Source organism: Cupriavidus sp. KB_39, from assembly GCF_052114485.1.
Classification (GTDB): Bacteria; Pseudomonadota; Gammaproteobacteria; order Burkholderiales; family Burkholderiaceae; genus Cupriavidus.
In genome coordinates, this window is sequence record NZ_JBFREV010000001.1 from 129,080 (window position 1) to 151,542 (window position 22,463).

A 22,463-nucleotide genomic window follows, 5' to 3' on the forward strand; every position below is an offset into this window, starting at 1 on the left:
AGATCCGCCGACAGTTCCGCCAGCGCAACACTTCCTCTACAACGACGAAACGAAACATCATGCGCAGCCTGCCCAGCCCCCTGATTCGCCCAGCTTTTCTGAAGCTCCTTGCCGTCTGTGTCTCGCTTGCCGCCACAAGCGTTGCGACGGCGGAGGAAGCCTGGCCAACCCGGCCGATCCGCATTCTTATCGGCTTCTCGCCGGGGGGCTCGAACGATATCGTCGCCCGCTTGATCGCGCCGAAACTTGCCGATGCGCTSGGGAAGCAAGTGCTGATCGACAACCGGCCGGGAGCGGGTGGCAACATCGCCGCCGACACCATGCTCAAGGCCCCCGCCGATGGCCATACGCTCATGATCTGCACCACAGGCATGTTGTCGATCCAGCCAAGCCTGCAAAAGATGAGCTATGACGCCCAGGCGGACATCGTGCCGGTGTCGCTGATTGCCAATACGCCATACGTGGCCCTGGTCAACGCGTCGCTGAACATCCACAACGTCAAGGAGCTGATCGCCTATGCCAAGGCGAACCCCGGCAAGCTCAACTACGCCTCTTCTGGCAATGGCACGGCGGGCCACCTCGCGGGCGAGATGCTCAAGCTGCGTACCGGGATTGATATCGTGCATGTGCCTTACAAGGGCACCGGCCAGGCCATGGCCGACCTGCTCGGTGGCCAGGTATCCCTCATATTTGACCAGCCGATCAGCTCCTTGCAGTACGCGAAGTCGGGCAAGTTGCGGGTACTCGGCGTCGCCGCCTCCCATCGGCTGGACGGRTTGCCCGATGTGCCGACGTTTGCCGAAGCGGGCGTGAAGGACTTCGAGCCCGTGGCCTGGACCGGCCTGTGTGCGCCGAAGGGGACGCCGGCTCCGGTGGTCGCACGGCTGCAAAAAGAGGTGCAGCAGGTRCTGCGGCAGCCCGATATCGCGCAGCGACTGCAACAGGATGGCATGGAGGTCGTGGGTAACTCGTCGGAGAAGTTCCGAGAATTCCTGAAGGCCGACAGACAGAAGTGGGCGGGCGTGATCAAGGCCGCCAACGTTACCGCAAACTGAGAATCCCGATGAAAGACAGCCAGGACTTCCGCGCCATCGTGACCGATATCGCGCGTGTATCACCGGACCTCGTAGCACGTGCTTCGCAATTCGCCTCCTCGCTGCTGGCGGATGTCAATGGCCGCCGCGGCGGCATGCACGGCCGCGTGGCGCCGCTGGATTCTCGATCCCGCTTGTGCGGGACGGCGCTGACCGTCGAGGTTCGCCCCGGAGACAACCTCATGATTCATGCCGCAATTGCGATGGCCAGACCCGGCGATGTCATCGTTGTCGATGGCAAGGCGGATCAGACGTGCGCCCTGATGGGCGCGATCATGGCGAACCAGTGCCGGGCCAAGGGCGTGGCAGGGGTCGTCCTGGACGCGGCCGCGCGGGATCGCGACGAGATTGGCGAACTGGGTTTCCCGATGTACGCCGTCGGGACGAATGCCAATGGCCCGACCAAGCTTGTCCCCGGCCTGATCAATCACCCGGTCCAATGCGGCGGCGTGACCGTACGCCCGGGCGATCTGATTGTGGGAGATGCCGACGGCGTGGTCGTGATCGAACGCGAGAAAGTCGCCACCATACTTGAACTTGCGGCGGATAAGCTGGAAGCAGAACGCAAACGGATTGCCAATATCCAATCCGGCGCGGAGACAAGCCCCGCCTGGCTTGCCTCTGCGCTATCGGCCTCGGGGGTGCTTGCGCCGGGGCAGGTGCTATAGAGCCCCACTACACAGGCCRCACCGTAAAAATAAAATCCACTTCTATCGACGCGCCTTTTGGCAATTGCAATACACCAACAGACGAGCGAGTGTGTATGCCGACGTCGCCAAGCACCGCATACAAGACGTCAGAGGCGCCGTCGGCGACTTCGCTTTGCATCGTGAAGTCTGGCGCGCTTCGCACAAATACGGTGATGCGCGGCACCGCCTGTATCGCGTCGAGCGTTCCGCAGCTTTTCTTGATTAGAGACAGGGCACGCAGCGTCGAAGTCCCTGCTGCACGACGCGCTTCGTCGAGCGAAATGGAGTCGCCCACTACGCCAACGAAGCGCACCGTTTCCCCAACTCGCGGGATTTGGCCAGCAACGTAGGCTACGTTCCCATCCACCAAAACAGGCGTGTACTTTCCACCGATCTTGATTTCCTCGTCCGGATCAAATCCGAATTCCGCCGCGATCTGCCGCAGCTTGTCGTCTCTTGTCATGAGCACCTTCACCAACGCTGTCGAAAGGGTAAAGCGTAATCGATTGCGCTGCGTTTGTCTGAGATGACGCCGGCCGTCTAATCGAATTCATCGTACTGTGGCAGTTGGTCAGTAATCGAATACCACGGCGCCTTGGAGCCCACGAAGATATGCGCWCTGGGACGAATGCTGGGCGTGTCGGCGAGCGTGCCCAAGGTGACGTGGACGAAGGCGCCATCACGAACCACCGAGAACATCAGGCTTCCGCATCGCTTGCAACGGACATCGTGAGACGCCTTTGCGTCACCGAAAATCAATACCTCGTCCTCGCCTTGCGTGATCTGCAATTTTTCGCGCTCGATCCCTGCGAAGGGCTTGAACGCGGAGCCTGTCGAGCGACGACAATTTGAACAGTGGCAGTTCAACGCGTAGGCGAATTCGTCATTTACCGAGTAACRGACCGCACCGCACAGGCATCCGCCAGCGAGCAATGGTTTCATGGCTGCCTCCTGGCTTCCGCACCACCCCCAAACCCCAGCCACACCACATGCCCGCGCACGTCCTCCGGCCATCCGGCGATCATTTCGTCCATGCGTTGCCGGTCATCCGCGAACAGCGCGCGGGACGCTTCCTCGAAGCCCGGAAGATCCCCGGCGATGGCGGACATGAAGTGATACGCGCGCTCCCGCGCTACGCGGCGGTTATCGCCATGGGCATTGGCGCGGCGTGCCTCTTCCACGAGCTTGCGCAGCGCCACGGAGGCCCCGCCCGGCTGCTGGGCGAGCCAGTCCCAGTGGCGCGGCARTAGCGTGACCTCGCGCGCCACGACGCCTAGTTTGGGGCGGCCCCTGCCGCGCGGCGCGTCCGGGGCGTCTTCCTGATCGGCGGCATCGGCACGCCCACCCTCCGGGCTAAAACGGGCGACGATGTCCGCWTCGCTGCCGCGTGTGTCGATGTCGATGGTGCGCCCGGTGGCGTTGTCGAACACCAGCACCGGGTCGCTGGTGCCCCCCTCCATCGCCCGCCTGACCGCGAGCGCAACCACGCCGAGCGGGCCGGAGGCGAGGCGACGATGGCCTTCGAAGGCGGTATGGGACGGAAGATGATCGATTGGGCTCATGGTGGCTCCCCGTGATGACGTCCGCAATTTATACCCGGATAAAATTAAAGTCAATATTACCCGGGTATAAATTTACCCTGAGGTGGCGAGGGAATAACAGCAGGGTGTCCTGCGTTTACGGGGCATGCGGCCGCAACCAGGCCGCCACCCTTCACGAGGAGCCCCGTGCCCAGTCATCACCGATCCCCATCACCACCGCTAAAGTTCCTCCTGCCGTTATTGGCCGCCCTTGCGCTGCCCGCCGTCGCCGCCCCGCCCGCCAGCCCTGACAGCGCTGCGTTCCTGTCGGAAAGCGATRCCGCCATGACAAAAATGATGGACGACATGGCGGTCAAGCCCAGCGGCAACGTCGACGAGGACTTCGTCGCGATGATGATTCCCCACCATCAGGGCGCCATCGACATGGCCATGGCCGAGCTGCGCCACGGCAAGAACGAGCAGCTCCGACGCATCGCGCAGGAAATCATCGTCGACCAGTTGCAGGAGATTGCCGCGATGCGGCTCGCGCTCGGACAGCCCCTGCCCCCATCCGCGCCGGCGCCCACCCGCCCCGATCCGGCCCAATCGGCCAGCCAACCCACCACCCCCAGCCATTCCGCTCACGCGCACTGATGCGCCCACGACCATGACAAGACATTCCCTCAGGAACACCCTCTCCCTCATGCTGCTGCTCGGCGCGGCCAGCGCGGTTCTGGCCGGGCAGGCGCCGGGACCGTCGACGGCCCCKGACGTCCCCATCAGCCACCGCGACCGCCTCTATGCCGCCGAGCAGTTCTCCAACACGGTTTCCGTGACRGACCCGGCGGACAACCGGCTGCTGGGCGTCATCCGCCTGGGCGACCCYGCGCCGGGCAACTTCAGCCCGCTGTATCGCGGTCAGGTGCTGGTCCACGGGATGGGCTTCTCGCCGGATCACCGCACGCTTGCCATCGTGTCGATTGGGTCGAACTCGGTGTCGTTCATCGACACGGCTACCAACGCCGTCAAGCACGTCACCTACGTGGGACGGTCGCCGCACGAGGCGTTCTACACGCCGGACGGCAAGGAGGTCTGGGTCACCGTGCGCGGGGAGAACTACATCTCGGTGATCGACGCCGCCACGTTCCAGGAAAAGACCCGCATCACCGTGGCCGACGGCCCGGGCATGCAGATCTTCTCCCCCGATGGCAAGTACGGCTACATCTGCTCGTCGTTCAATCCGGAAACGGCCGTGGTCAGCGTGGCCGACCATCAGATCGTGGGGCGCGTGAAGCAGGAGAGCCCGTTCTGCCCGAACATCGCCGCCACGCCTGACGGCAAGCAGGTCTGGTTCACGCTCAAGGACGTCGGCAAGGCCCAGGTGTTCGAGGCCCGCCCGCCCTTCCGCCTGATCAAGACGCTGGAGACCGGCCCGATCACCAACCACGTGAACTTCGCCCACACGGCGGCGGGCGACTTCGCCTACATCACGGTCGGCGGGCTGAATCAGGTCAAGGTGTTCCGGACCGATGACTTCTCCCAGGTGGCCACGATTCCGGTGGGCAGCCTGCCGCACGGCATCTGGCCYTCGGGCGACGGCACSCGCATCTACGTGGGGCTGGAGAACGCCGACCAGCTGGCCGCCATCGACACCGCCACCAATCGGGTAGTCGCCAACGTGCCGGTCGGGCAGGCGCCGCAGGCCATCGCCTATGTGCCGAACGCCGTGCCTGAGGGCGACGGCACGCAGGGACTCCAGCCGCTGGGGGTGGCCGGGCAGACCACGCAGCTGAAGCTGCATGGCGTCGTGAACGGCAAGCCTGTGGCCACCGACCATGCGCCGACCAGCGTCACGCTGTTCGATCAGGGGCTGCTCCAGGTCCTGCAGGCWTCGGCSACCGGRTTGCAGCCSAAGCGCGCCTACGTGCTGGCGCTCGCCACCCGCGCGGACGGCAGCGGCCCGCTGGAGCCGCTCGCCGCCTTCATGTCGAATCCGGCGGGCTCGGCCATCGTCAACGCGATTGGCCCGATCCGGCAGGTGGTGCGGGACGATGCGGGGGCCGGCGCGCGCCGCTATCTCGTGATCGCCCCGTCCGAGAACGGCAAACCCGGCGCGCCTGTGCAGGTGCAGGCGCTGTAGCCGGTCCGGGGGGCCGGGAAGGTACGGCGGATGATACAAATGGCACGACATTTGCGTAGTACCKGGCAAATGCGTAGTACCCATCCCGGCCGCGCCCACATTCCCAGAACAATGCCCCTTTCCGCCTCAACCCTCGTCCTTCGGGCCAAGCAGCTCGAAATCGAGGCCGTCCGCCTGATGGCAAGTCGCGTGGAGTTGGCCGACCTGATCGGCCAGCTGATCCACGCCTTGCAGCGTGAACGGGGGGCCAGCAGCATCTTCCTGGCCTCCGGTGGGCAACGGCTGGCGCAGGAGCGCCAGACGGCGATGGGCGAGGCGGTCCACATCGCCTCCCGGCTGGGCGAGCGCTTCGCCAGCCAGCTGGAAGCGGGCCATACGGGTACGGCGTCGATGGTGTCGTTGATGGCCTGGGTCCAGCTCGATCTGGCCACGCTGCCGGCGCTGCGCCAGTCCATCGATCAATGCCAGACCACCGCGCACGACGCCGTGGCGGCGTTCAGCCGCCTGATTGCCGCGCTGCTGGAGTTGATCTTCCATCTGGCCGATGTGGCGATGTATCCGGGCATCGCCCGGCCGCTGGTGGCCTTCGTCTACCTCGTGCAGGGCAAGGAAGCCGCCGGGCAGGAGCGGGCCGTCGGGGCGCAGATGTTCGCCTCCGGCACCTGTGCGGGCACCGCGCCGCAGCGCGTGCAGCAGTTGGTGGAAGCCCAGCAGCGCAGCTTCCAGATGTTCGAGCGCTTCGCCGACCCGTCGCTGCTCGCCGCATGGCGGCAACGGCAGGCCAGCGCCGCGGTCGCCGCGCAGGACGGCATGCGCCGCACGCTGCTGACCACGCCGCCGGGCACGGCGCTGGTGCACGACGACAGCGAGAAGTGGTTCGAAGTCTGCAGCGAGGTCATCACGGGCATGTGGACGCTGGAGATGCAGGTGGTGCAGGACCTGCGCAAGGCCTGCGAGGCGCAGATCCAGCGTTCCCAGGCCGATCTCCAGGATTCGGCCGGGCTGCTGCGCCAGCTACTGGACAACCCRCCGCCCCATACCCATGCCGTCGAGCGCTTTTTCGATGTGGCCGAGCAACCCGCCGCCGCCCCTGTGCTGCCGGGCATGCCCGATGCCGGAAACGGACCCRCCGAGGTGCACGCCACCACCGTCACGTCGCTGGAGCGCCTGCTGCGCCAGCAGTCGGCGCGRCTGGCCCAGACCGAAGTGGAACTCGATGCCGCCCGGCGCGCGCTCAAGGAGCGCAAGGTGATCGAGCGCGCCAAGAACGCGCTGATGGCCCGCATGGGGCTCAGCGAGGACGCCGCGTTCCGGGCCTTGCAGAAGGCGTCGATGGACAACAACCGCCGGCTGGCGGACATTGCCGAAGCCACCCTCTCGCTCACCGGCCTCGCCCTGCCCCCACAGGACGACGATCAGCACCAGGATTGAACCCGCCCGGCCGCGCGCACCAAAAGCGGGCAGCCCATGCACTACCAACGCCCCCTAGATCGTCACTTGCCCCAACCCGGCCCAACCCGGCCCCACCCGGCGGCGGGCATGGAACGTGCGTCAGCACTGACATCGGGCTGATGACGGCCCGGCAGTGCATCACCCTGTAAAGCATCAAGGATGACGGCGTCCTGTCACGTGCCGGCCAGAGGCCGGGCGGACGGACGCCGTTTGTCTTTTCTGAGCCAAACGAAGGAAACGGAGAGGAATACCCCATGGCCTATCTCGCCCCCACCGAGTTCGTCACCAAGATGGTCGATGCCGGAGAGTCCAAGCTGCTGATGTCCACGCGTGACACGCTGATCCGGTCCTATATGGCCGGCGCCATCCTGGCGCTGGCGGCAGCCTTCGCGGTGTCCATCACKGTCAACACCGGCAACGCGCTGGTTGGCGCGCTGCTGTTCCCGGTTGGCTTCTGCATGCTGTACCTGATGGGCTTCGACCTGCTGACCGGCGTCTTCACGCTCGCGCCGCTGGCCGTGCTGGACCGCCGCCCGGGCGCCACCTGGAGCGGCGTGCTGCGCAACTGGGGCCTGGTGTTCTGTGGCAACCTCGCCGGCGCCGTCACCGTGGCGTTCTTCATGGCCATCATCTTCACCTTCGGCTTCTCCGAAGCCCCGAACGCCATCGGCCAGAAGATCGGCCACATCGGCGAAGGCCGCACCGTGGGCTACGCCGCGCATGGCGCCGCCGGCATGCTGACGCTGTTCATCCGCGCCGTGATGTGCAACTGGATGGTCTCCACCGGCGTGGTGGCGGCCATGATGTCGACCTCGGTGTCCGGCAAGGTCATCGGCATGTGGATGCCCGTGCTCGTGTTCTTCTACATGGGCTTCGAGCACTCCATCGTGAACATGTTCCTGTTCCCGTCGGGCCTGATGCTGGGCGGCAACTTCACCCTCATGGACTACCTGATCTGGAATGAAATCCCGACTGTGCTGGGCAACCTGGTGGGTGGCCTGACCTTCGTGGGCATCACGCTCTACAGCACGCACTACAAGTCGGCCAGCAAGCGCGCGCTGGGCTGATCGGATCACTACCCGGTATCGAGGCGACCGCGCCATGTCCGGCGGGCTCCAGGTCAGCGTTGGCCAACACTCGGACGCTGGCCGGAAGGCGGTCAACCAGGACTTTCATGGCGTGACCCACCCCGCCGGCCACCACCGCGTGACCAAGGGSGTTGCGCTGGCGCTGGCGGACGGCATCAGCAGCAGCGCGGTCAGCCAGATCGCCAGCGCCGCCGCCGTCCGCACCTTCCTCGAGGACTACTACTGCACSTCCGAAGCCTGGACSGTGCGGCGGGCGGCGCAGTGCGTGCTGGCCGCCGTCAACTCCTGGCTCCACGCGCAGAGCCGTCACAGCGAAGCCCGCTTCGAYCGCGACCGCGGCTACGTCTGCACATTCAGCGCGCTGATCTTCAAGGCGCGGGAGGCCCACCTGCTGCACGTGGGCGACGCGCGCGTCTATCGGCTGCATCGGCACACGCTGGAGCAGCTCACCGTCGATCATCGGGTCTGCGTGTCGGCCTCTGAGGCCTATCTGGGCCGAGCGCTGGGTGCGAGCCCGTCTGTCGAAATCGACTATCGGACGTGGGGCGTGGAGCCCGGCGAGATCTACCTGCTGGCCACCGACGGCGCCTACGAATACCTGGAAGCCGCCGATGTCCACCAGGCCCTGACCGCCAGCGACGACGACCTGGACCGCGCCGCGCAGACGCTGACGGCGCTGGCCCTGACGCGCGGCAGCGAGGACAACGTCACGCTGCTGCTGGCCCGTGTCGACGCCCTGCCCGAACCCGGCGCCCGCAACGCGATGGCGCAGACCGGGCACCTGACCCTGCCGCCGCCGCTCACGCCCCGCATGCAGTTCGAGGGCTACACCATCGTCCGGGCGCTGCATGGGAGCGCGCGCAGCCACGTCTATCTGGCGACGGACGACCACAGCGGACAACACGTGGCGCTGAAAACGCCTGCCGTCGATCAACGCGACGATGCGGCCCATCTGGAGGGCTTCCTGCTCGAGGAATGGGTCGCCCGACGCATCGACAACCAGCACGTGCTGCGCCCCCACGCGGCGGACCGGCCCCGCAAGCACCTGTTCGTGGCGATGGAGTACCTCGAAGGCCAGACGCTGGCGCAATGGATGATCGATCATCCCCAGCCCGACCTGGACGCCGTGCGCGGCATCATCGCCCAACTGGCCACCGGCCTGCAGGCGTTCCACCGGCGCGAGATGCTGCACCAGGACCTCCGCCCCGAGAACGTCATGATCGACCGCTCGGGCACCGTCAAGATCATCGATTTCGGCTCGGTCCACGTGGCAGGGCTGGCCGAGGCCACGCGGCCGCCCCACGCCGCCATGCCGGTCGGCACGCTGCAATACACCGCGCCGGAGTACTTCGTCGGCGATGACGGCACGGCGGCCTCCGACCTGTTCTCGCTGGCCACCCTCGCCTACCAGATGCTGACCGGCAAGCTGCCCTACGGCCTGCAAGTCACGCGCATCCGCGACCGCGCCGACGTCCGCCGCCTGCGCTACACCAGCCTGCGCGAGCAGCGCCCCGAACTCCCGGCCTGGGTCGACGACACCCTGCGGCGCGCCCTGCACTCCAACGCGCTGAAGCGGCACGAAGCCCTGTCGGAATTCATCCAGGCATTGCGGGCGCCCACCGAGCCGCTCTGGCAACGCGCCACGCCCCCGCTGCTGGAGCGAAACCCGCTGCGGTTCTGGCAAGCGCTGGCGGCACTGCTGGGGGTGGCGGTGGTGGTCTTGCTGGGGCTGCGGGCAATGGGGGTGTAGCGGAATGGACGTAAAAAACCCGCCCAGCCTTGCGGCCGGACGGGAAATCGCTTCCACGGGAAGGTCGGCGAAAGCGTTAGCGCACGGGTTGGCGCACGGACTTGAATGCCGCGCGGAGTTCCTCGGCAAACAGTTGCGGCTGCTCCCAGGCGGCGAAATGCCCGCCCTTGGCAGCCTGGTGGTAGTACATCAGCGAGGGGTAGGCCTGCTTGCTCCAGCTTTCCGGCGCGCGGTAAATCTCGTGCGGGAATAYGCTGATCGCCACCGGCACCTTGATCTCGCGCGTCTTCTGCGCGTCGGCGCTGAAGTTGTTGTTATTGTTTTCCCAATAGAAACGCGAGGACGAGGCGCCCGTATTCGTCAGCCAATAGAGGGTGATGTCATTCAAGATCGCGTCCCGGGACACCACGCGCTCGGGCACGCCGTCGCTGTCGCTCCATTGCACGATTTTCTCGTAGGTCCAGGCGGCCAGGCCCAGTGGCGAATCAGACAACGCGTAGCCAATGGTCTGCGGCCGGGTCACCATCATTCCGCCGTAGGCGGCATTGCGGCCGAAGAAGGTGCTCAGCGACTGGTAGGCATCGCGCTCCGGAGCGGTCAGTTCCGACGGCGGCGCATCGCCGCTGAGAATCGACTTCATCAGCGGACCCGGCACGGTGGCGGGCATATTCAGATGGATGGCCAGCAAGCCTTTCGGCGCCTGCCGCGCGAGGGCATCGGAAATGACCGAGCCATGGTCGCCACCCTGTGAAACATAGTGCGTATAACCAAGCCGCTTCATCAGGACATCCCACGCGCGCGCGGTGCGGTCCGGCCCCCAGCCCAGTTCGGTGGGCTTGCCCGAAAAGCCGTAGCCAGGAATCGACGGAATCACGACATCGAACGCGTCATCCGCCGAGCCGCCAAAGGCGGTGGGGTCGGTCAGCGGGCCAATCGTCTTGGTGAACTCGAAAATCGAGCCCGGCCAGCCGTGCGTCAGGATGACCGGCAGGGCCTTGGGGTTGCGCGAGCGGACGTGGATGAAATGAATATCCACCCCGTCGATCGTCGTGACGAATTGGGGCAGCGCATTCAGTTCCTTCTCGGCCTTGCGCCAGTCATATTGGGATCCCCAATATTTGACGAGTTCCTGAACCTGCGCCGTCTGGATGCCCTGGGATTGATCGCTGACGATTTCCTTGTCGGGCCAGCGCGTGGCCGCAATCCGCTTGCGCAAATCGTCGAGCTGGCGCTGGGGCACATGCACCTTGAACGGACGAATACTCTCGTCGGTGCTGGCGCGCTGCGCGGCGGCAGCCTTCGGCGCCGAATCCGCGGCAAATGCCGGCTGCATGGCGCCGGCAAAGCCAAAGGCCGCGAGCACTGCCGTGCCAGAAATGGCCCGGCGGGCCAATGCGAATTGCCAAACGGATGGGGTCACTGCACGGGACATAAAGATTTCTCCTGGTTGATTCGCCCAATGCAAAGAAGTGGGCTTGTACGGGGCTTGTACGGGGCTTGTACGAACCCACGCAGTGTGACCGCCAAGTGCCCGCCCAACGTGTCGCCAATGCACGGTTTTGGCTCGCCATGTATCCTCACGCGGCCAGATACATTGCGATACAGAGTCGGATGGATGGCGCGCCGGCCGGCTGATATAAATGGCCCGAAATTCGGCACCGGTATTCCCTTCGTCCCCCTCCTCAAGACCAAGAAAAAAGTGATGAACTTCGAATCATTCGCCTCCCCCGCCTTTTTCACGAATCCGTATCCGCTGTACGACCAGATCCGCAGCGCGGGCGCCCTGCTGCCGCTCGGGCGCAACATCTTTGTCACCGGCCACTTCGCGGTCATCGATGCCCTGCTGCGCGACCGCCGCATGGGCAAGACCTACCTCCAGAGCGTGGAGGCGCGCTACGGCGAAGCCGCCACGCAGGACCCGGTGTTCCAGGCGCTGAGCCGCACCTTCCTGATGATGAATCCGCCGGCGCATACCCGGCTGCGCGCGCTGCTCATGCAGGCGTTCAACCGCAAGCAGGTGGAGGGGCTGCGAGAGATTGTCGAAACCACCACGCAGGCGCTGCTCGACCGTATCGGCGACAAACTCGGCGACAAACTCGGCGACAAACTCGGCGACAACCCCGGCGACAACCCCGGCGACAACCCCGAATTCGACCTGATTGCGGATTTCGCCTTGCCGCTGCCGGTRGAGATCATCTGCCGGCTGCTGAATATCCCTGCCGCCGATGGCGTCGCACTCGGCACGGCCGCCAGCCGGCTGGCCTCCGCGCTCGACCTCGCGCCGCTCAACGCCACCCAGCTCGCGGCGGCGAACCAAGCCGCGCTCGAGCTGGAGGCCTACTTCCAGACCGTGGTGGCGCAGCGGCGCGCGCATCCCGGGGAGGATCTGATCTCCAGCCTGCTCGGCGCGGAGGACGACGGCGCCACCCTGAGCGAGGCCGAGATCATCTCGAACGTGATCCTGCTGTTCGTGGCCGGCCATGAAACCACCTCGAACATGATCGGCAACAGCATGATTGCGTTGTTCCGGGCGCCCGCCGAGCTGGCGCGCCTGAAGTCGCAGTTGTCTGACGCCACGGCGGTCTCGCAAGCCGTGGCGGAATGCCTGCGCTACGACGGTGCGGTGCAGATGGTGGTGCGCACGGCGTTCGAGGACGTCACGGTCGAAGACGTGACCGTACCGCGCGGCAGCATCGTCTTTATGCTGATCGGCGCCGCCAACCGCGATCCGGCCGTGTACACCGACCCCGACCGCCTCGACCTCGCCCGCGACGCCACGCCCTCGCTCGCCTTCGGCGGCGGCATTCACTACTGCCTCGGCACCCGGCTGGCCACGCTCGAACTCGAATCGGCGATTGCMGGCGTGCTCGCCCGCTTCCCRGCCYTSCAGCCGGTTGACCTCGATCAACTGTCCTGGCACCGCCGCAACAACCTGCGCGGCGTGGAGACGCTGCGGGTTCGCACGCGGTAACGCGGGCGGCGGCTCCCCGGGGCTGGGGTATCCTTGCGTGTCCCTTCCGCACCTACCCCAGCCACCATGACCACCCCCACGCCCAGCACGCCCCCCGATATCCGCCTGACCAGCTTTTCCCATGGGGGCGGGTGCGGGTGCAAGATCGCGCCGGGGGTGCTGTCCGAGATCCTGCGGAGTAGTGGCGGGTTGCCGATGCCGCCGGAGTTGCTGGTCGGCATCGAGACCGCCGATGACGCGGCGGTCTACCAGTTGAACGACGACCAGGCGCTGATCGCGACCACCGATTTCTTCATGCCGATTGTCGACGACCCGTTCGACTTCGGCCGCATTGCCGCCACCAATGCCATCAGCGACGTCTACGCCATGGGCGGGCGGCCGATCATGGCGCTGGCGCTGGTGGCGATGCCGGTGAACCAGTTGCCGTTGGAGGTGATCGGCCGGGTGATGGAAGGTGGGCAGGCGGTGTGCCGSGCGGCCGGCATTCCGATTGCCGGCGGACACACCATCGACTCGGTCGAGCCGATCTACGGGCTGGTGGTGATGGGTCTCGCGCATCCGTCGAAGATCCGCCGCAACCGCGACGCCCGCGCCGGCGACGTGCTCGTGCTCGGCAAGCCGCTCGGCGTGGGCGTGCTGTCCGCCGCGCTGAAGAAAGGCCAGCTTGCCGATGACGGCTACGCGCGGCTGATTGACACCACCACGCGCCTGAACACCCCCGGCATGGCCCTCGCGGCGTTGGACGGCGTGCATGCGCTGACCGACGTCACCGGCTTCGGCATCGCCGGCCACACGCTGGAGCTGGCGCGCGGCGCCGGGCTGCGCGCGGTGCTGGACTGGTCCGCCCTGCCCCTGCTGCCCGAGGTGGCGGCGCTGGCCGGGCAAGGCCATGTCACCGGGGCGTCGCGCCGGAACTGGGAGGGCTATGGCGCCGAGGTGCAACTCGATGCCGGCCTGCCTGCCATCGCCCAGGCTCTGCTGACCGACCCGCAGACCAGCGGCGGCCTGCTGGTCAGTTGCGCGCCGCAGGCGGTGGATGCCGTGCTGCGCATCTTCCGGGAACAGGGTTTCGGCGAGGCCGCCGTGGTCGGCCGCATGGAGGCCGGCACCCCCGGCCTGACGGTCCGCGCATGAAGCCCGTCGTCCGTGTGGAGGATCGGCACGCCTTCGATACGCTGATCGATGCCCGCTCGCCCGCCGAGTTCGCCATCGATCACATTCCCGGGGCCGTGAACTACCCGGTGCTGGACAACGAGGAGCGCCGCATCGTCGGCACGCTCTACAAGCAGGCCGGCGCCTTCGAGGCCCGGCGGGTAGGCGGCGCGATGGTGGCGGCCAACCTCGCCCGCCATCTGCGTGAAGCCTTCGCGGATCGCCCGGCGAACTGGAAGCCGCTGATTTATTGCTGGCGCGGCGGGCTGCGCAGCGGGTCGATGACGACGTGGCTGCGCCTGGTCGGCTGGGATGCCCAGCAACTGGCCGGCGGCTACAAGTCCTGGCGCCGGCATGTCATCGACACCCTCGCCGTGCAGGCCCCGCTGCTGCCGCTGGTGGTGGTGTGCGGCGCCACGGGCAGTGCCAAGACGCGGCTGCTGCACGCGCTGGCCGCGCAGGGCGAGCAAACCCTGGACCTGGAGGGGATGGCGCGGCACAAGGGATCGCTGCTGGGCGCCCTGCCGGATCACCCCCAGCCCTCGCAGACCGCCTTCGAAACCGCCCTCGCGGCGGGGGTCGAAGGGCTGGATTTTTCGCGCCCTCTATATATAGAGGGCGAAGGCCCGCGGATCGGCCAGCTGAACCTGCCGGTGCCGCTGGTCGCCCGGATGCGCGCCGCCCCCTGCGTGGAGATCCAGGCGGCGCTGCCGGCGCGGCTGGACTTCCTGCTGCGGGACTACGCCTACCTCGGCGAGCGGCCCCAATGGCTGGCCGACCAGCTCGCGCATCTCAAGCCGCTGCATGGCAAGGACACCATCACCGCCTGGCAGGCCATGGCCCACGCCGGCAACCTGCCCCAGTTGTTCGCCGAACTGGCGACGCGGCACTACGACCCGGCCTACGCGCGCTCCCAGCGCAAGCACTTCTATGCGTGGGATGCGCGCACCGTGATCACGGCGGACGACCTGTCCCCCGAGGGGATCGTGGCCCTGGCACGGGAGATTGCAGCAAGAGAAGCGGCAAAGCGAGCAAAACAGGGCGGATAAGCCACCGCCAGCAAGCCGGGCGAACTTCCTTCACAATAGCGCCCTGACGCCACACCGGAGCACGCTGGCAGCCCCGAGGCAGGACACAGATCCCGCCCGCCAGTGCGTGGTGATCCATAAATGCTTGCGATCTCTCTCCTTATGTCCGCGCCCTCCGGAAACTTCGACACCCTACCCGACCTCTCCTCCGACTCCGACGCCTCCACCCCCCGCAACCGCTCGGCCGACCGCCGCGCGCTGCTGGCATTGGGCGTGGGCAGCTTCGCCATCGGCACCGGCGAATTCGTCATCATGGGCCTGCTGCCCGATGCCGCCCGCGACCTGGCCATCTCCATTCCCGAAGCCGGCCACCTGATCAGCGCCTACGCGCTGGGCGTGGTCGTCGGCGCCCCGCTGCTGGCCGTGCTCGGCGCGCGCTGGCCGCGCCGCAACCTGCTGATCGCGCTGATGGCGTTCTTCGCCGTCGGCAACTTCGCCAGCGCSCTGGCGCCGACCTATGCGTCGATGATCGTCGCGCGGCTGGTGACCGGTTTCCCGCATGGCACCTACTTCGGGGTGGCCGCGCTAGTGGCCGCCGGCCTGGTCCCGCGCGAGAAACGCGCGCAGGCCGTGGGGCTGGTCATGCTCGGGCTGACCATCGCCACACTGATCGGGGTGCCGATTGCCGCCGCCATCGGCACATGGCTCGGCTGGCGCGCGGCTTTTGTGATCGTGGGCGCCATCGGCGTGCTGACGGTGCTGCTGGTGCTGGCCTGGGTGCCCTTCGTGCCGGCTGACCGCCACGCCAGCCCGCTGCGGGAGCTGGGCGCGCTGGCGCGCAAGCAGGTCTGGCTGACGCTCGGCATCGGCGCCATCGGCTTCGGCGGCCTGTTCGCCGTGTTCAGCTATATCAAACCGACCATGCTCGAAGTCGCCCACCTGCCCGCCGGCGGCATCCCCGTGGTACTGGCGCTGTTCGGCGTGGGCATGGTGGCGGGCAACCTCGCCGGCGCCAGGCTGGCGGACAAGGCGCTGATGCCGACCATCGGCGGCGTGCTGGTCTGGTCGGCGCTGGTGCTGGCGGCCTTTGTCTTCACCGCGCCGCATCCGTGGCTGGCGTCGATCAACGTGCTGCTGATCGGCRCGGGCGTCGCGCTGGGACCGGCCTTGCAGATCCGGCTGATGGATGTGGCGGGGAATGCACAAACCCTGGCCGCCGCGCTCAATCACTCTGCCTTCAACCTGGCCAACGCGCTGGGCGCATGGCTCGGCGGCGTGACGATTGCCGCCGGCTACGGCTGGACCTCCACCGGCTGGGTGGGCCTGCTGCTGGCACTGGGCGGGCTGCTGGTCTTCGGGTGGTCGCTGCGCAGCACGTCCGGCCGGGGCGTTACGGCCGCTGCATAGCGGCGTCTTCCACCACGCGGTGGACGAAYTCSAGCTTGGCCACCACCTGCGGGGACAGCGTGAACGGGTAGCTGTCCGGCACGCCCAGGCTCCGGTTCAGGCTGTTCAGCGCGTAGGTGAGCGGAAACCAGCGGTTCATCAGGCTGCGGAAGGACGAATCCTCCACCGGCGTCTGATCGGTCAGCGTCGGCTCCTGCGCCCCCTCGGGCCGCAGCACCAGCCCGCAGGACACGGCGGTATCGAGCGTATCGACGATATGGAGGTAGTGGGCCCAGGTTTCGGCCCAGTCCTCCCACGGATGCATGGTGGCGTAAGCGCTGATGAAGGCGTCCTGCCAGTCTGGCGGCAGGTTGCCCTCGTAGTAGTGCTGCAGGGCCGTGTTGTAGTCCACCCGCTCGTCGCCGAAGCGCGCGCGGAACGGCTCAACCCAGCGCGTGCCCACCACCAGCCGCGTGAAGTAGTAGTGCCCCACCTCGTGCCGGAARTGGCCCAGCAGCGTGCGATAAGGCTCGTGCATGGCGGTGCGGGTCTGCTCGCGATGGGCGTCRTCGGCCTCGGCGATGTTGATCGTGATGCGGCCGTTGTCGTGGCCAGTCAGGACCCTGCTGTGGTCGTCGGCGTCCTGGAGGAAGTCGAACTGCAGGCCGCCATCGGGGTCATCGTCGCGCGAGTCGATCGGCAGGTTCAGGGCCAGCAGGGTATAGAGCAGGCGCCGCTTGGCCACCTCCAGCCGGTACCAGTAGAGCCGGTTGTCCGGCACATCGAGGTTGGGGATGGTATCGGTCAGCACGCAGGACTGGCACAGGGTCTCCTCGTTGTTCGCCGGCACCATCCAGTTGCAGACCGCCTCCACGCGATAGTTATGGCAACGCCGGTAGATCGTGCCGGCCGTGTCCGGTTGCAGGCTGCGCCARCCGGCGTCGTCAKCGCCCTCGAACGCGGCGATCTGGGAAATATCCGGCAGGAAACCGAGCGTGGCGTTGCAGCGCTCGCAGGTAACGTTTTCAAAAAAGACGAGGTTGCCGCAGCGATTGCAGTGGAATGTCTTCATGGTCAGAGAGTGTTGGCCAGTCGGACCCGGCCCCGGGTCAGCATATCGCAAGAGCCATGCCGGAGCGGCATGATCGACGCAAGATGACCGAAAAAGCCGTGTGATCCATTCGCTTGCGTATAATCCGGGCTTCCGTGGCCAACGCGCCACGGACCGGCCCCGGGCCAATTCAATACCGGTCGGCGCGCAGCGCCGCCCACCTTCGCGGAAGTGCATCAGCCCCCCCCGGCGGCCGTCACTTCTTGTTGTTCCCCTTGTTGCTCCCCTTCGTGCCCCCGACATGCGCAAACTTCCCAGGCTCGCCCTCAGCCTTGTGCTGGTTGCTCTGATCCAGCTACTCCCGTTCTCGTACTCGTCAGCCTTCGCCGCCGAATCGGCGTCGGCCGCCGAGGCCCCCGCAGCCGTCACCCTGACCCACGTCGAGGCGATGGCCGAACTGAAGCGCCTGCAGATTGCGCAGGACGAGATCAAGCAGCAGGCCTCCGGCAATTCGAACAACCCCAAGCTCGACGGGCTGGACGACGCCCTGCGCCAGCTGGCCGCCGATGTGGACAAACTGACCGCCACGCTGACCGCCCAGCGCGCCGCGCTCCAGGCCCAGCTCGATGTGCTSGGTCCGCCACCYGACGCGGGCACAGCCAAGGAAGCGCCCGCCGTGGCGCGGCAGCGTGCCGAGCTGAACGCGCGCAAGGCGCAGCTCGACGAGGAACGCAAGCAGACCGCCGACAGCCAGGAAAACATCGCCAACCTGAAGGATCAGGTGGCCAAGCTGCACCGCAGCCAGTTGCGCGACCAGCTCGCGCTGCGCTCGGACAGCATCCTCAATCCGCAGTTCTGGGCGCCGCTGGTCAAGCGCTCCGCCGAAGACCGCGAGCGGCTGGGCGCGCTGCGGGACGATGTGGTGCCGCTGCTGGCGCTGGCGTGGGAGCCCGCACAGCGCGTGGGCACGGTGCTGTGGCTGGTGTTCGCGCTGGCGGTGTGGTCGCTCGGTCGCCGGCTTTTGGAGCGCGGCGCGGCGTGGTTCTGCCTCACCCAGTTGCCCGAGACCCGGCTGCGGCGCAGCGCGCTGGCGCTGGCCACGGCCCTGACCACGGTGCTGACGACAGCGCTCGCGGCGCAGATCGTCTTCTCTACCTTCACGCGCGGCTACGAACTGACGCCGGAATTCCAGGAACTGATCGCCCAACTGGGCAAGCTGATGATGACCAGCGCGCTGATCGCCGGCCTGGGCCGGGCGCTGCTGTGCACCAAGCATCCGTCCTGGCGCCTGCCGGCGCTGGCCGACCCCGTCGCGCTGGCCATGAAGCCCTTCCCGACCGTGCTGGCCGGGCTGTTGCTGGTCTCGGGCACGCTCGAACTGCTGAGCCGCATGGCCGATACCAGCGTGCAGGTCACGCTGCTGGGCCGGGGGCTGGTCTCGCTGGTGGTGGTGCTGACCATCGGCGCCGCGCTGCTGCGCGCCAACCGCGTGCGGACCGAACTGGCCGCCGCCGGGGAGCGCCCCGAGGCGCGCGCCACGCTGGCCGGCCTGATCCACGCCGCCGTGACCGTGGTGGTGATTGTGTCGATGGTGGCGCTGCTGATCGGCTATATCAGCGTGGCCCGCTTCCTGACCTACGAACTGGTCTGGTTCGACATCGTCCTGTGCACGCTCTACCTGCTCACCCAACTGACGCGCGATGTCTGCGAGACGATGTTCTCGTCGGCGCACCGCAGCGGGCGCGTGATCAAGCAGCTGTTCGGGGTGGATGACAGCCATCTGGACCAGGTATCGACGGTGCTCTCCGGCATCGGCGCCAGCCTGCTGTTGCTGGTGGCCGTGCTGGCGCTGCTCACAGGTGGCTTTGGCACCACACCGGCGGATCTGCTCAACACGCTGCTGACCGTGCTCGGCGGCGAGAAGCTGCGCAGCCTGAACATCATGCCGGACCGCATCCTGAACGCGGYGATCGCGCTCGTGGTGGGGATCTGGCTGATGCGCGCCGTGCGCCGCTGGCTGGACCAGGAACTGCTGCCCAAGGTATGTGGCGAGCCGGGCCTGCGCGCCTCCCTGATCACGCTGTTCAGCAACGTCGGCTACGTGCTGCTGGTGCTGCTCATGCTGTCGCTGCTGGGGGTGAAGTGGGAGAACCTGGCCTGGATCGTCAGCGCGCTGTCGGTGGGTATCGGTTTCGGCCTGCAGGAGATCGTGAAGAACTTCGTCTCGGGCCTGATCCTGCTGACCGAGCGGCCGGTAAAGGTGGGCGACATGGTCAGCCTGGCCGGCGTGGAGGGCGATATCCGCCGCATCAACGTGCGCGCCACCGAGATCCAGCTGGGCGACCGCTCGACGGTGATCGTGCCCAACTCGCAGCTGATCTCCCAGAACCTGCGCAACGTGACGATGAGCAACAGCACGCAGGGGGTGGCCACGCTCCAGCTGACCTTCCCGCTGAACATCGACCCCGAGGAGGTGCGCGACCTGCTGCTGGACGCCTACCGCGGGAACGAGGCCATCCTCGACATTCCCGCCCCCTCGGTCACGTTCAGCCAGCTGGCGCCGAACGGCATCACGCTGAGCGTGACGGGCTACGTGAACAGCCCGCGCATCGCCGCCAACACCAAGAGCGACCTGCTGTTCGAGATCCTCAAGCGGCTGCGCGCGGCCGATATCGCCCTGTCGGTGCCGCAGACGCTGCGGCTGGAGAACACCGCCGCCGCGCTGGGCACCTAGCCCACGGTCCGGGTCGGACACGGTGTAGAGTGCGGGAGGCCGCCAGCCGGCTGCCTCCCCTCCCCCCCTTCGACAAGGAACCGGACATGACGCTGCAAATCGACCGCCTCGACCATCTCGTCCTCAACGTGAAAGACGTGGAAGCCAGCGCCGCCTGGTACGAGCAGGTGCTCGGCATGCAGCGCGAGGATTTCGCGTCGCGCACTGGCACGCGGGTGGCGGTGAAGTTCGGCCAGCAGAAGATCAACCTGCGCCCGGTGGGCGAAGACACCGTGGCGTGGTTCACCGGCGTGCACCCCACCGCCGGCAGCGACGACCTCTGCTTCATCACGCATATGCCGCCGGCCGAGGTCATGGCCCACTTCCTGGCCCACCGGGTGCCGGTGGAGGTGGGGCCGGTGCAGCGCTCGGGCGCGCTCGGGCCGATGACCTCGGTCTACTGCCGCGACCCGGATGGGAATCTGGTCGAGGTGGCCAGCTATCCGGCTGCGACCTGATTGCGACCTGGCCGGCTTTTAAGTCTGTCTTAAGCTTCCGTACCTACAGTGGGGCCATCCCACCCACCACCACACAGGTGACGCGATGACCCCTCAAGATACCCAGGCACTCGACAACTTCCTGACCCAGCTGACGCAGGCCCGCCTGCAGGCCAAGGACCCGCAGGCCGCCGCGATGATCGCCGACGCCGTGGCGCGGCAGCCAGACGCCGCCTACCTGCTGGTACAGCGCGCCATGCTGCTCGACCACGCGCTGGCCGACGCCCGCGCGCAGATCGCCGGGCTGCAACAGCAAGTCCAGCAACTCCAGCAGGCGCAGGCCGCGCAGGGCTACGGCGCGCGCGGCTTTGCCGATGGCGACGTGGCCTGGGGCAACAGCGTCGGGCGCGGCGTGGCGCCGGCCGCTCCGGTCCAGCCGGTTTCCGTCGCCCCCGCAGCTCCGATGCAGCCGGCCCCGCCCGCGCGCGGCGGTTTCCTCAGTGGCGGGTTCGGCAGCGCGCTGGGCAGCATCGCCACCACCGCGGCCGGCGTGGCCGGCGGCGCGTTCCTGTTCCAGGGGATCGAACACCTGTTTAACGGCAGTGGCAGCGGCGCCGGTAACAGTGGCAACGGCTTCCTCGGAGGCCAGCCGTCGGAAACCGTCGTCAACAATTACTTCGACGATGGGCAGGGCTTCGGCAGCGGCACGGCCGACAGCGGCAACCTCGAYGCCGGGCTGGACGACTACCTGGACGACTCGTCGCAGGTCTGAGGGCGGAGGAAGGTGGCGCTACACTGGCGCCACCGCCCACCTTCGCGAGCCCCTCATGTCCGAACAGCGCCTGCTCTATCCCCCGATCGAACCCTACGCCACTGGCATGCTGGATGTGGGCGACGGGCACGTGGTGTATTACGAACGCGTGGGCACGCCCGGCGCCAAGCCGGCCGTGTTCCTCCATGGCGGCCCCGGCGGCGGGATCTCGCCCGACCATCGCCGCCTGTTCGACCCGGCGCGCTACGACGTGCTGCTGTTCGACCAGCGCGGCTGCGGGCGCTCCACCCCGCATGCCGGGCTGGAAGCCAACACCACCTGGCACCTCGTGGACGACATCGAACGGCTGCGCGAACTGGCCGGCGTGGAGCGCTGGCTCGTGTTTGGTGGCTCGTGGGGGTCCTCGCTGGCGCTGGCCTATGCCGAGACGCATCCCGAACGGACCAGCGCGCTGGTGCTGCGCGGCGTGTACACGGTCTCGCAGGCGGAGCTGGACTGGTATTACCAGTACGGSGTCTCCGAGATSTTCCCGGACAAGTGGGCGCGCTTTCAGGCGCCTGTGCCGGAAGCCGAGCGCGGCAACATGATGGCCGCCTACCGCAAGCTGCTGACCGGCGCCGACGAGGCGAAGCAGCTTGAGGCCGCGCAGGCGTGGAGCGTCTGGGAAGGGGAAACCATCACGCTGCTGCCCAGCCCGGACAACAGCGCCAAGCATGCCGACGCGCATTTCGCGCTGGCCTTCGCCCGGCTCGAGAATCATTACTTCACGCACCGCTGCTGGTTCGAGGACGGCCAACTGTTGCGCGATGCGCATCGGCTGGCCGGCATCCCCGGCGTGATCGTGCATGGCCGCTACGACATGCCGTGCCCGGCGCGCTACGCGTTCGCGCTGCACGCCGCGTGGCCCGAGGCGGAGTTCCATCTGATCGAGGGTGCCGGGCATGCCTGGACCGAGCCCGCCATCATGGACCAGCTGATCGCCGCCACCGACAAGTTCGCCGTGCAGCCCTGACGACTGCCGGTTTCCGATGACTGCAAGGGCGTCGCCGCACGCCCGTGTTGGGTAGCTCACAGACCCCTCGCGCGCGTGTCCGGCGCGAGCTTTCCCCCCCCACGGCAGCGACCTATCCTGAACTCACGGGCGCCCCCGGCACCATGCG

Annotated in this window: 20 protein-coding genes; 15 read left to right on the top strand and 5 right to left on the bottom strand. The window is 67.2% G+C overall.

The features are described 5' to 3' along the window. Positions 1 to 59: 59 nt before the first annotated feature. Together AB4Z27_RS00570 and AB4Z27_RS00575 are read left to right on the top strand one after the other, a co-directional pair. Entirely contained in the window at positions 60 to 1,055 is a 996-nt protein-coding gene (locus tag AB4Z27_RS00570) for a Bug family tripartite tricarboxylate transporter substrate binding protein (protein ID WP_441592805.1), read from the top strand. Positions 1,056 to 1,063: 8 nt separating this feature from the next. Continuing rightward, positions 1,064 to 1,762: an RraA family protein gene (locus AB4Z27_RS00575; protein WP_441643743.1), complete on the top strand. Its 699-nt coding sequence runs from the start codon at positions 1,064 to 1,066 to the stop codon at positions 1,760 to 1,762. 7 nt (positions 1,763 to 1,769) lie between these two features. On the opposite strand, the gene AB4Z27_RS00580 is transcribed toward AB4Z27_RS00575, so the two are convergent. The 3 genes from AB4Z27_RS00580 to AB4Z27_RS00590 form a co-directional block, all read right to left on the bottom strand. Beyond that, a complete protein-coding gene (locus AB4Z27_RS00580; RefSeq protein ID WP_441643744.1) occupies positions 1,770 to 2,246 on the bottom strand; it encodes a RidA family protein in 477 nt (158 codons plus the stop codon). A gap of 77 nt (positions 2,247 to 2,323) precedes the next feature. Further along, on the bottom strand, positions 2,324 to 2,725 hold the full coding sequence (locus AB4Z27_RS00585) for a GFA family protein (RefSeq protein ID WP_441643745.1): 402 nt from the start codon (positions 2,723 to 2,725) through the stop codon (positions 2,324 to 2,326). Further along, positions 2,722 to 3,345, bottom strand: a complete 624-nt coding sequence (locus AB4Z27_RS00590; protein ID WP_441643746.1) for a DUF2239 family protein — start codon at positions 3,343 to 3,345, stop codon at positions 2,722 to 2,724. Before AB4Z27_RS00590 ends, AB4Z27_RS00585 begins: the two co-directional genes overlap by 4 nt. A 165-nt stretch (positions 3,346 to 3,510) precedes the next feature. Here AB4Z27_RS00590 and AB4Z27_RS00595 point away from each other — a divergent pair, with 165 nt between their 5' ends. The 5 genes from AB4Z27_RS00595 to AB4Z27_RS00615 all read left to right on the top strand — a co-directional run bounded on the left by AB4Z27_RS00595 (position 3,511) and on the right by AB4Z27_RS00615 (position 9,733). Then, positions 3,511 to 3,957, top strand: a complete 447-nt coding sequence (locus AB4Z27_RS00595; protein ID WP_441643747.1) for a DUF305 domain-containing protein — start codon at positions 3,511 to 3,513, stop codon at positions 3,955 to 3,957. A 13-nt stretch (positions 3,958 to 3,970) separates the two neighbouring features. Beyond that, complete coding sequence (locus AB4Z27_RS00600) at positions 3,971 to 5,443, top strand: YncE family protein (RefSeq protein ID WP_441643748.1); 1,473 nt, start codon at positions 3,971 to 3,973, stop codon at positions 5,441 to 5,443. Positions 5,444 to 5,620: 177 nt separating this feature from the next. Further along, positions 5,621 to 6,874, top strand: coding sequence for a nitrate- and nitrite sensing domain-containing protein (locus AB4Z27_RS00605; protein ID WP_441643749.1), 1,254 nt, complete (start codon positions 5,621 to 5,623; stop codon positions 6,872 to 6,874). A gap of 275 nt (positions 6,875 to 7,149) precedes the next feature. Next, positions 7,150 to 7,962 (top strand): formate/nitrite transporter family protein, encoded by an 813-nt coding sequence (locus tag AB4Z27_RS00610; RefSeq protein WP_092294636.1) that lies wholly within the window; start codon positions 7,150 to 7,152, stop codon positions 7,960 to 7,962. Between the two features lie 34 nt (positions 7,963 to 7,996). Next, on the top strand, positions 7,997 to 9,733 hold the full coding sequence (locus AB4Z27_RS00615) for a protein kinase domain-containing protein (RefSeq protein WP_441643750.1): 1,737 nt from the start codon (positions 7,997 to 7,999) through the stop codon (positions 9,731 to 9,733). A 76-nt stretch (positions 9,734 to 9,809) separates the two neighbouring features. Here AB4Z27_RS00615 and AB4Z27_RS00620 read toward each other — a convergent pair whose 3' ends face one another. After that, a complete protein-coding gene (locus AB4Z27_RS00620) occupies positions 9,810 to 11,066 on the bottom strand; it encodes an epoxide hydrolase family protein (protein ID WP_441643803.1) in 1,257 nt (418 codons plus the stop codon). Between the two features lie 369 nt (positions 11,067 to 11,435). Between AB4Z27_RS00620 and AB4Z27_RS00625 the strand changes: the two genes are divergently transcribed. The 4 genes from AB4Z27_RS00625 to AB4Z27_RS00640 all read left to right on the top strand — a co-directional run bounded on the left by AB4Z27_RS00625 (position 11,436) and on the right by AB4Z27_RS00640 (position 16,291). Then, a complete protein-coding gene (locus AB4Z27_RS00625; protein ID WP_441643751.1) occupies positions 11,436 to 12,704 on the top strand; it encodes a cytochrome P450 in 1,269 nt (422 codons plus the stop codon). A 66-nt stretch (positions 12,705 to 12,770) separates the two neighbouring features. Then, complete coding sequence (gene selD, locus AB4Z27_RS00630; RefSeq protein WP_092294630.1) at positions 12,771 to 13,838, top strand: selenide, water dikinase SelD; 1,068 nt, start codon at positions 12,771 to 12,773, stop codon at positions 13,836 to 13,838. Continuing rightward, the gene (mnmH, locus tag AB4Z27_RS00635; protein ID WP_441592812.1) at positions 13,835 to 14,905 is read left to right on the top strand and encodes a tRNA 2-selenouridine(34) synthase MnmH; all 1,071 of its coding nucleotides are present in this window, start codon (positions 13,835 to 13,837) and stop codon (positions 14,903 to 14,905) included. Before selD ends, mnmH begins: the two co-directional genes overlap by 4 nt. A gap of 141 nt (positions 14,906 to 15,046) precedes the next feature. Beyond that, positions 15,047 to 16,291 carry an MFS transporter gene (locus tag AB4Z27_RS00640; protein ID WP_441643752.1) on the top strand — a complete coding sequence of 415 codons (1,245 nt, stop codon included), beginning with the start codon at positions 15,047 to 15,049 and terminating at the stop codon, positions 16,289 to 16,291. Here AB4Z27_RS00640 and AB4Z27_RS00645 read toward each other — a convergent pair. Then, positions 16,275 to 17,342, bottom strand: coding sequence for a zinc-binding metallopeptidase family protein (locus AB4Z27_RS00645; protein WP_441643753.1), 1,068 nt, complete (start codon positions 17,340 to 17,342; stop codon positions 16,275 to 16,277). The genes AB4Z27_RS00640 and AB4Z27_RS00645 overlap by 17 nt on opposite strands. A 280-nt stretch (positions 17,343 to 17,622) precedes the next feature. On the opposite strand from AB4Z27_RS00645, the gene AB4Z27_RS00650 reads away from it, so the two are divergent. The 4 genes from AB4Z27_RS00650 (at position 17,623) to pip (ending at position 22,315) form a co-directional block, all read left to right on the top strand. Continuing rightward, positions 17,623 to 20,055, top strand: a complete 2,433-nt coding sequence (locus AB4Z27_RS00650; protein ID WP_441643754.1) for a DUF3772 domain-containing protein — start codon at positions 17,623 to 17,625, stop codon at positions 20,053 to 20,055. 86 nt (positions 20,056 to 20,141) lie between these two features. Then, positions 20,142 to 20,552, top strand: coding sequence for a VOC family protein (locus AB4Z27_RS00655; RefSeq protein WP_441592815.1), 411 nt, complete (start codon positions 20,142 to 20,144; stop codon positions 20,550 to 20,552). 85 nt (positions 20,553 to 20,637) lie between these two features. Next, entirely contained in the window at positions 20,638 to 21,303 is a 666-nt protein-coding gene (locus tag AB4Z27_RS00660) for a DUF2076 family protein (RefSeq protein ID WP_092294618.1), read from the top strand. Positions 21,304 to 21,358: 55 nt separating this feature from the next. Further along, positions 21,359 to 22,315: a prolyl aminopeptidase gene (pip, locus tag AB4Z27_RS00665; RefSeq protein ID WP_441643755.1), complete on the top strand. Its 957-nt coding sequence runs from the start codon at positions 21,359 to 21,361 to the stop codon at positions 22,313 to 22,315. The last annotated feature ends 148 nt before the right edge of the window (positions 22,316 to 22,463 follow it).

Bases quoted from the DNA above. Each gene is read 5' to 3' on its own strand.
- AB4Z27_RS00655 (WP_441592815.1), top strand. From the start codon at position 20,142: ATGACGCTGCAAATCGACCGCCTCGACCATCTCGTCCTCAACGTGAAA.
- AB4Z27_RS00575 (WP_441643743.1), top strand. From the start codon at position 1,064: ATGAAAGACAGCCAGGACTTCCGCGCCATCGTGACCGATATCGCGCGT.
- mnmH (WP_441592812.1), top strand. From the start codon at position 13,835: ATGAAGCCCGTCGTCCGTGTGGAGGATCGGCACGCCTTCGATACGCTG.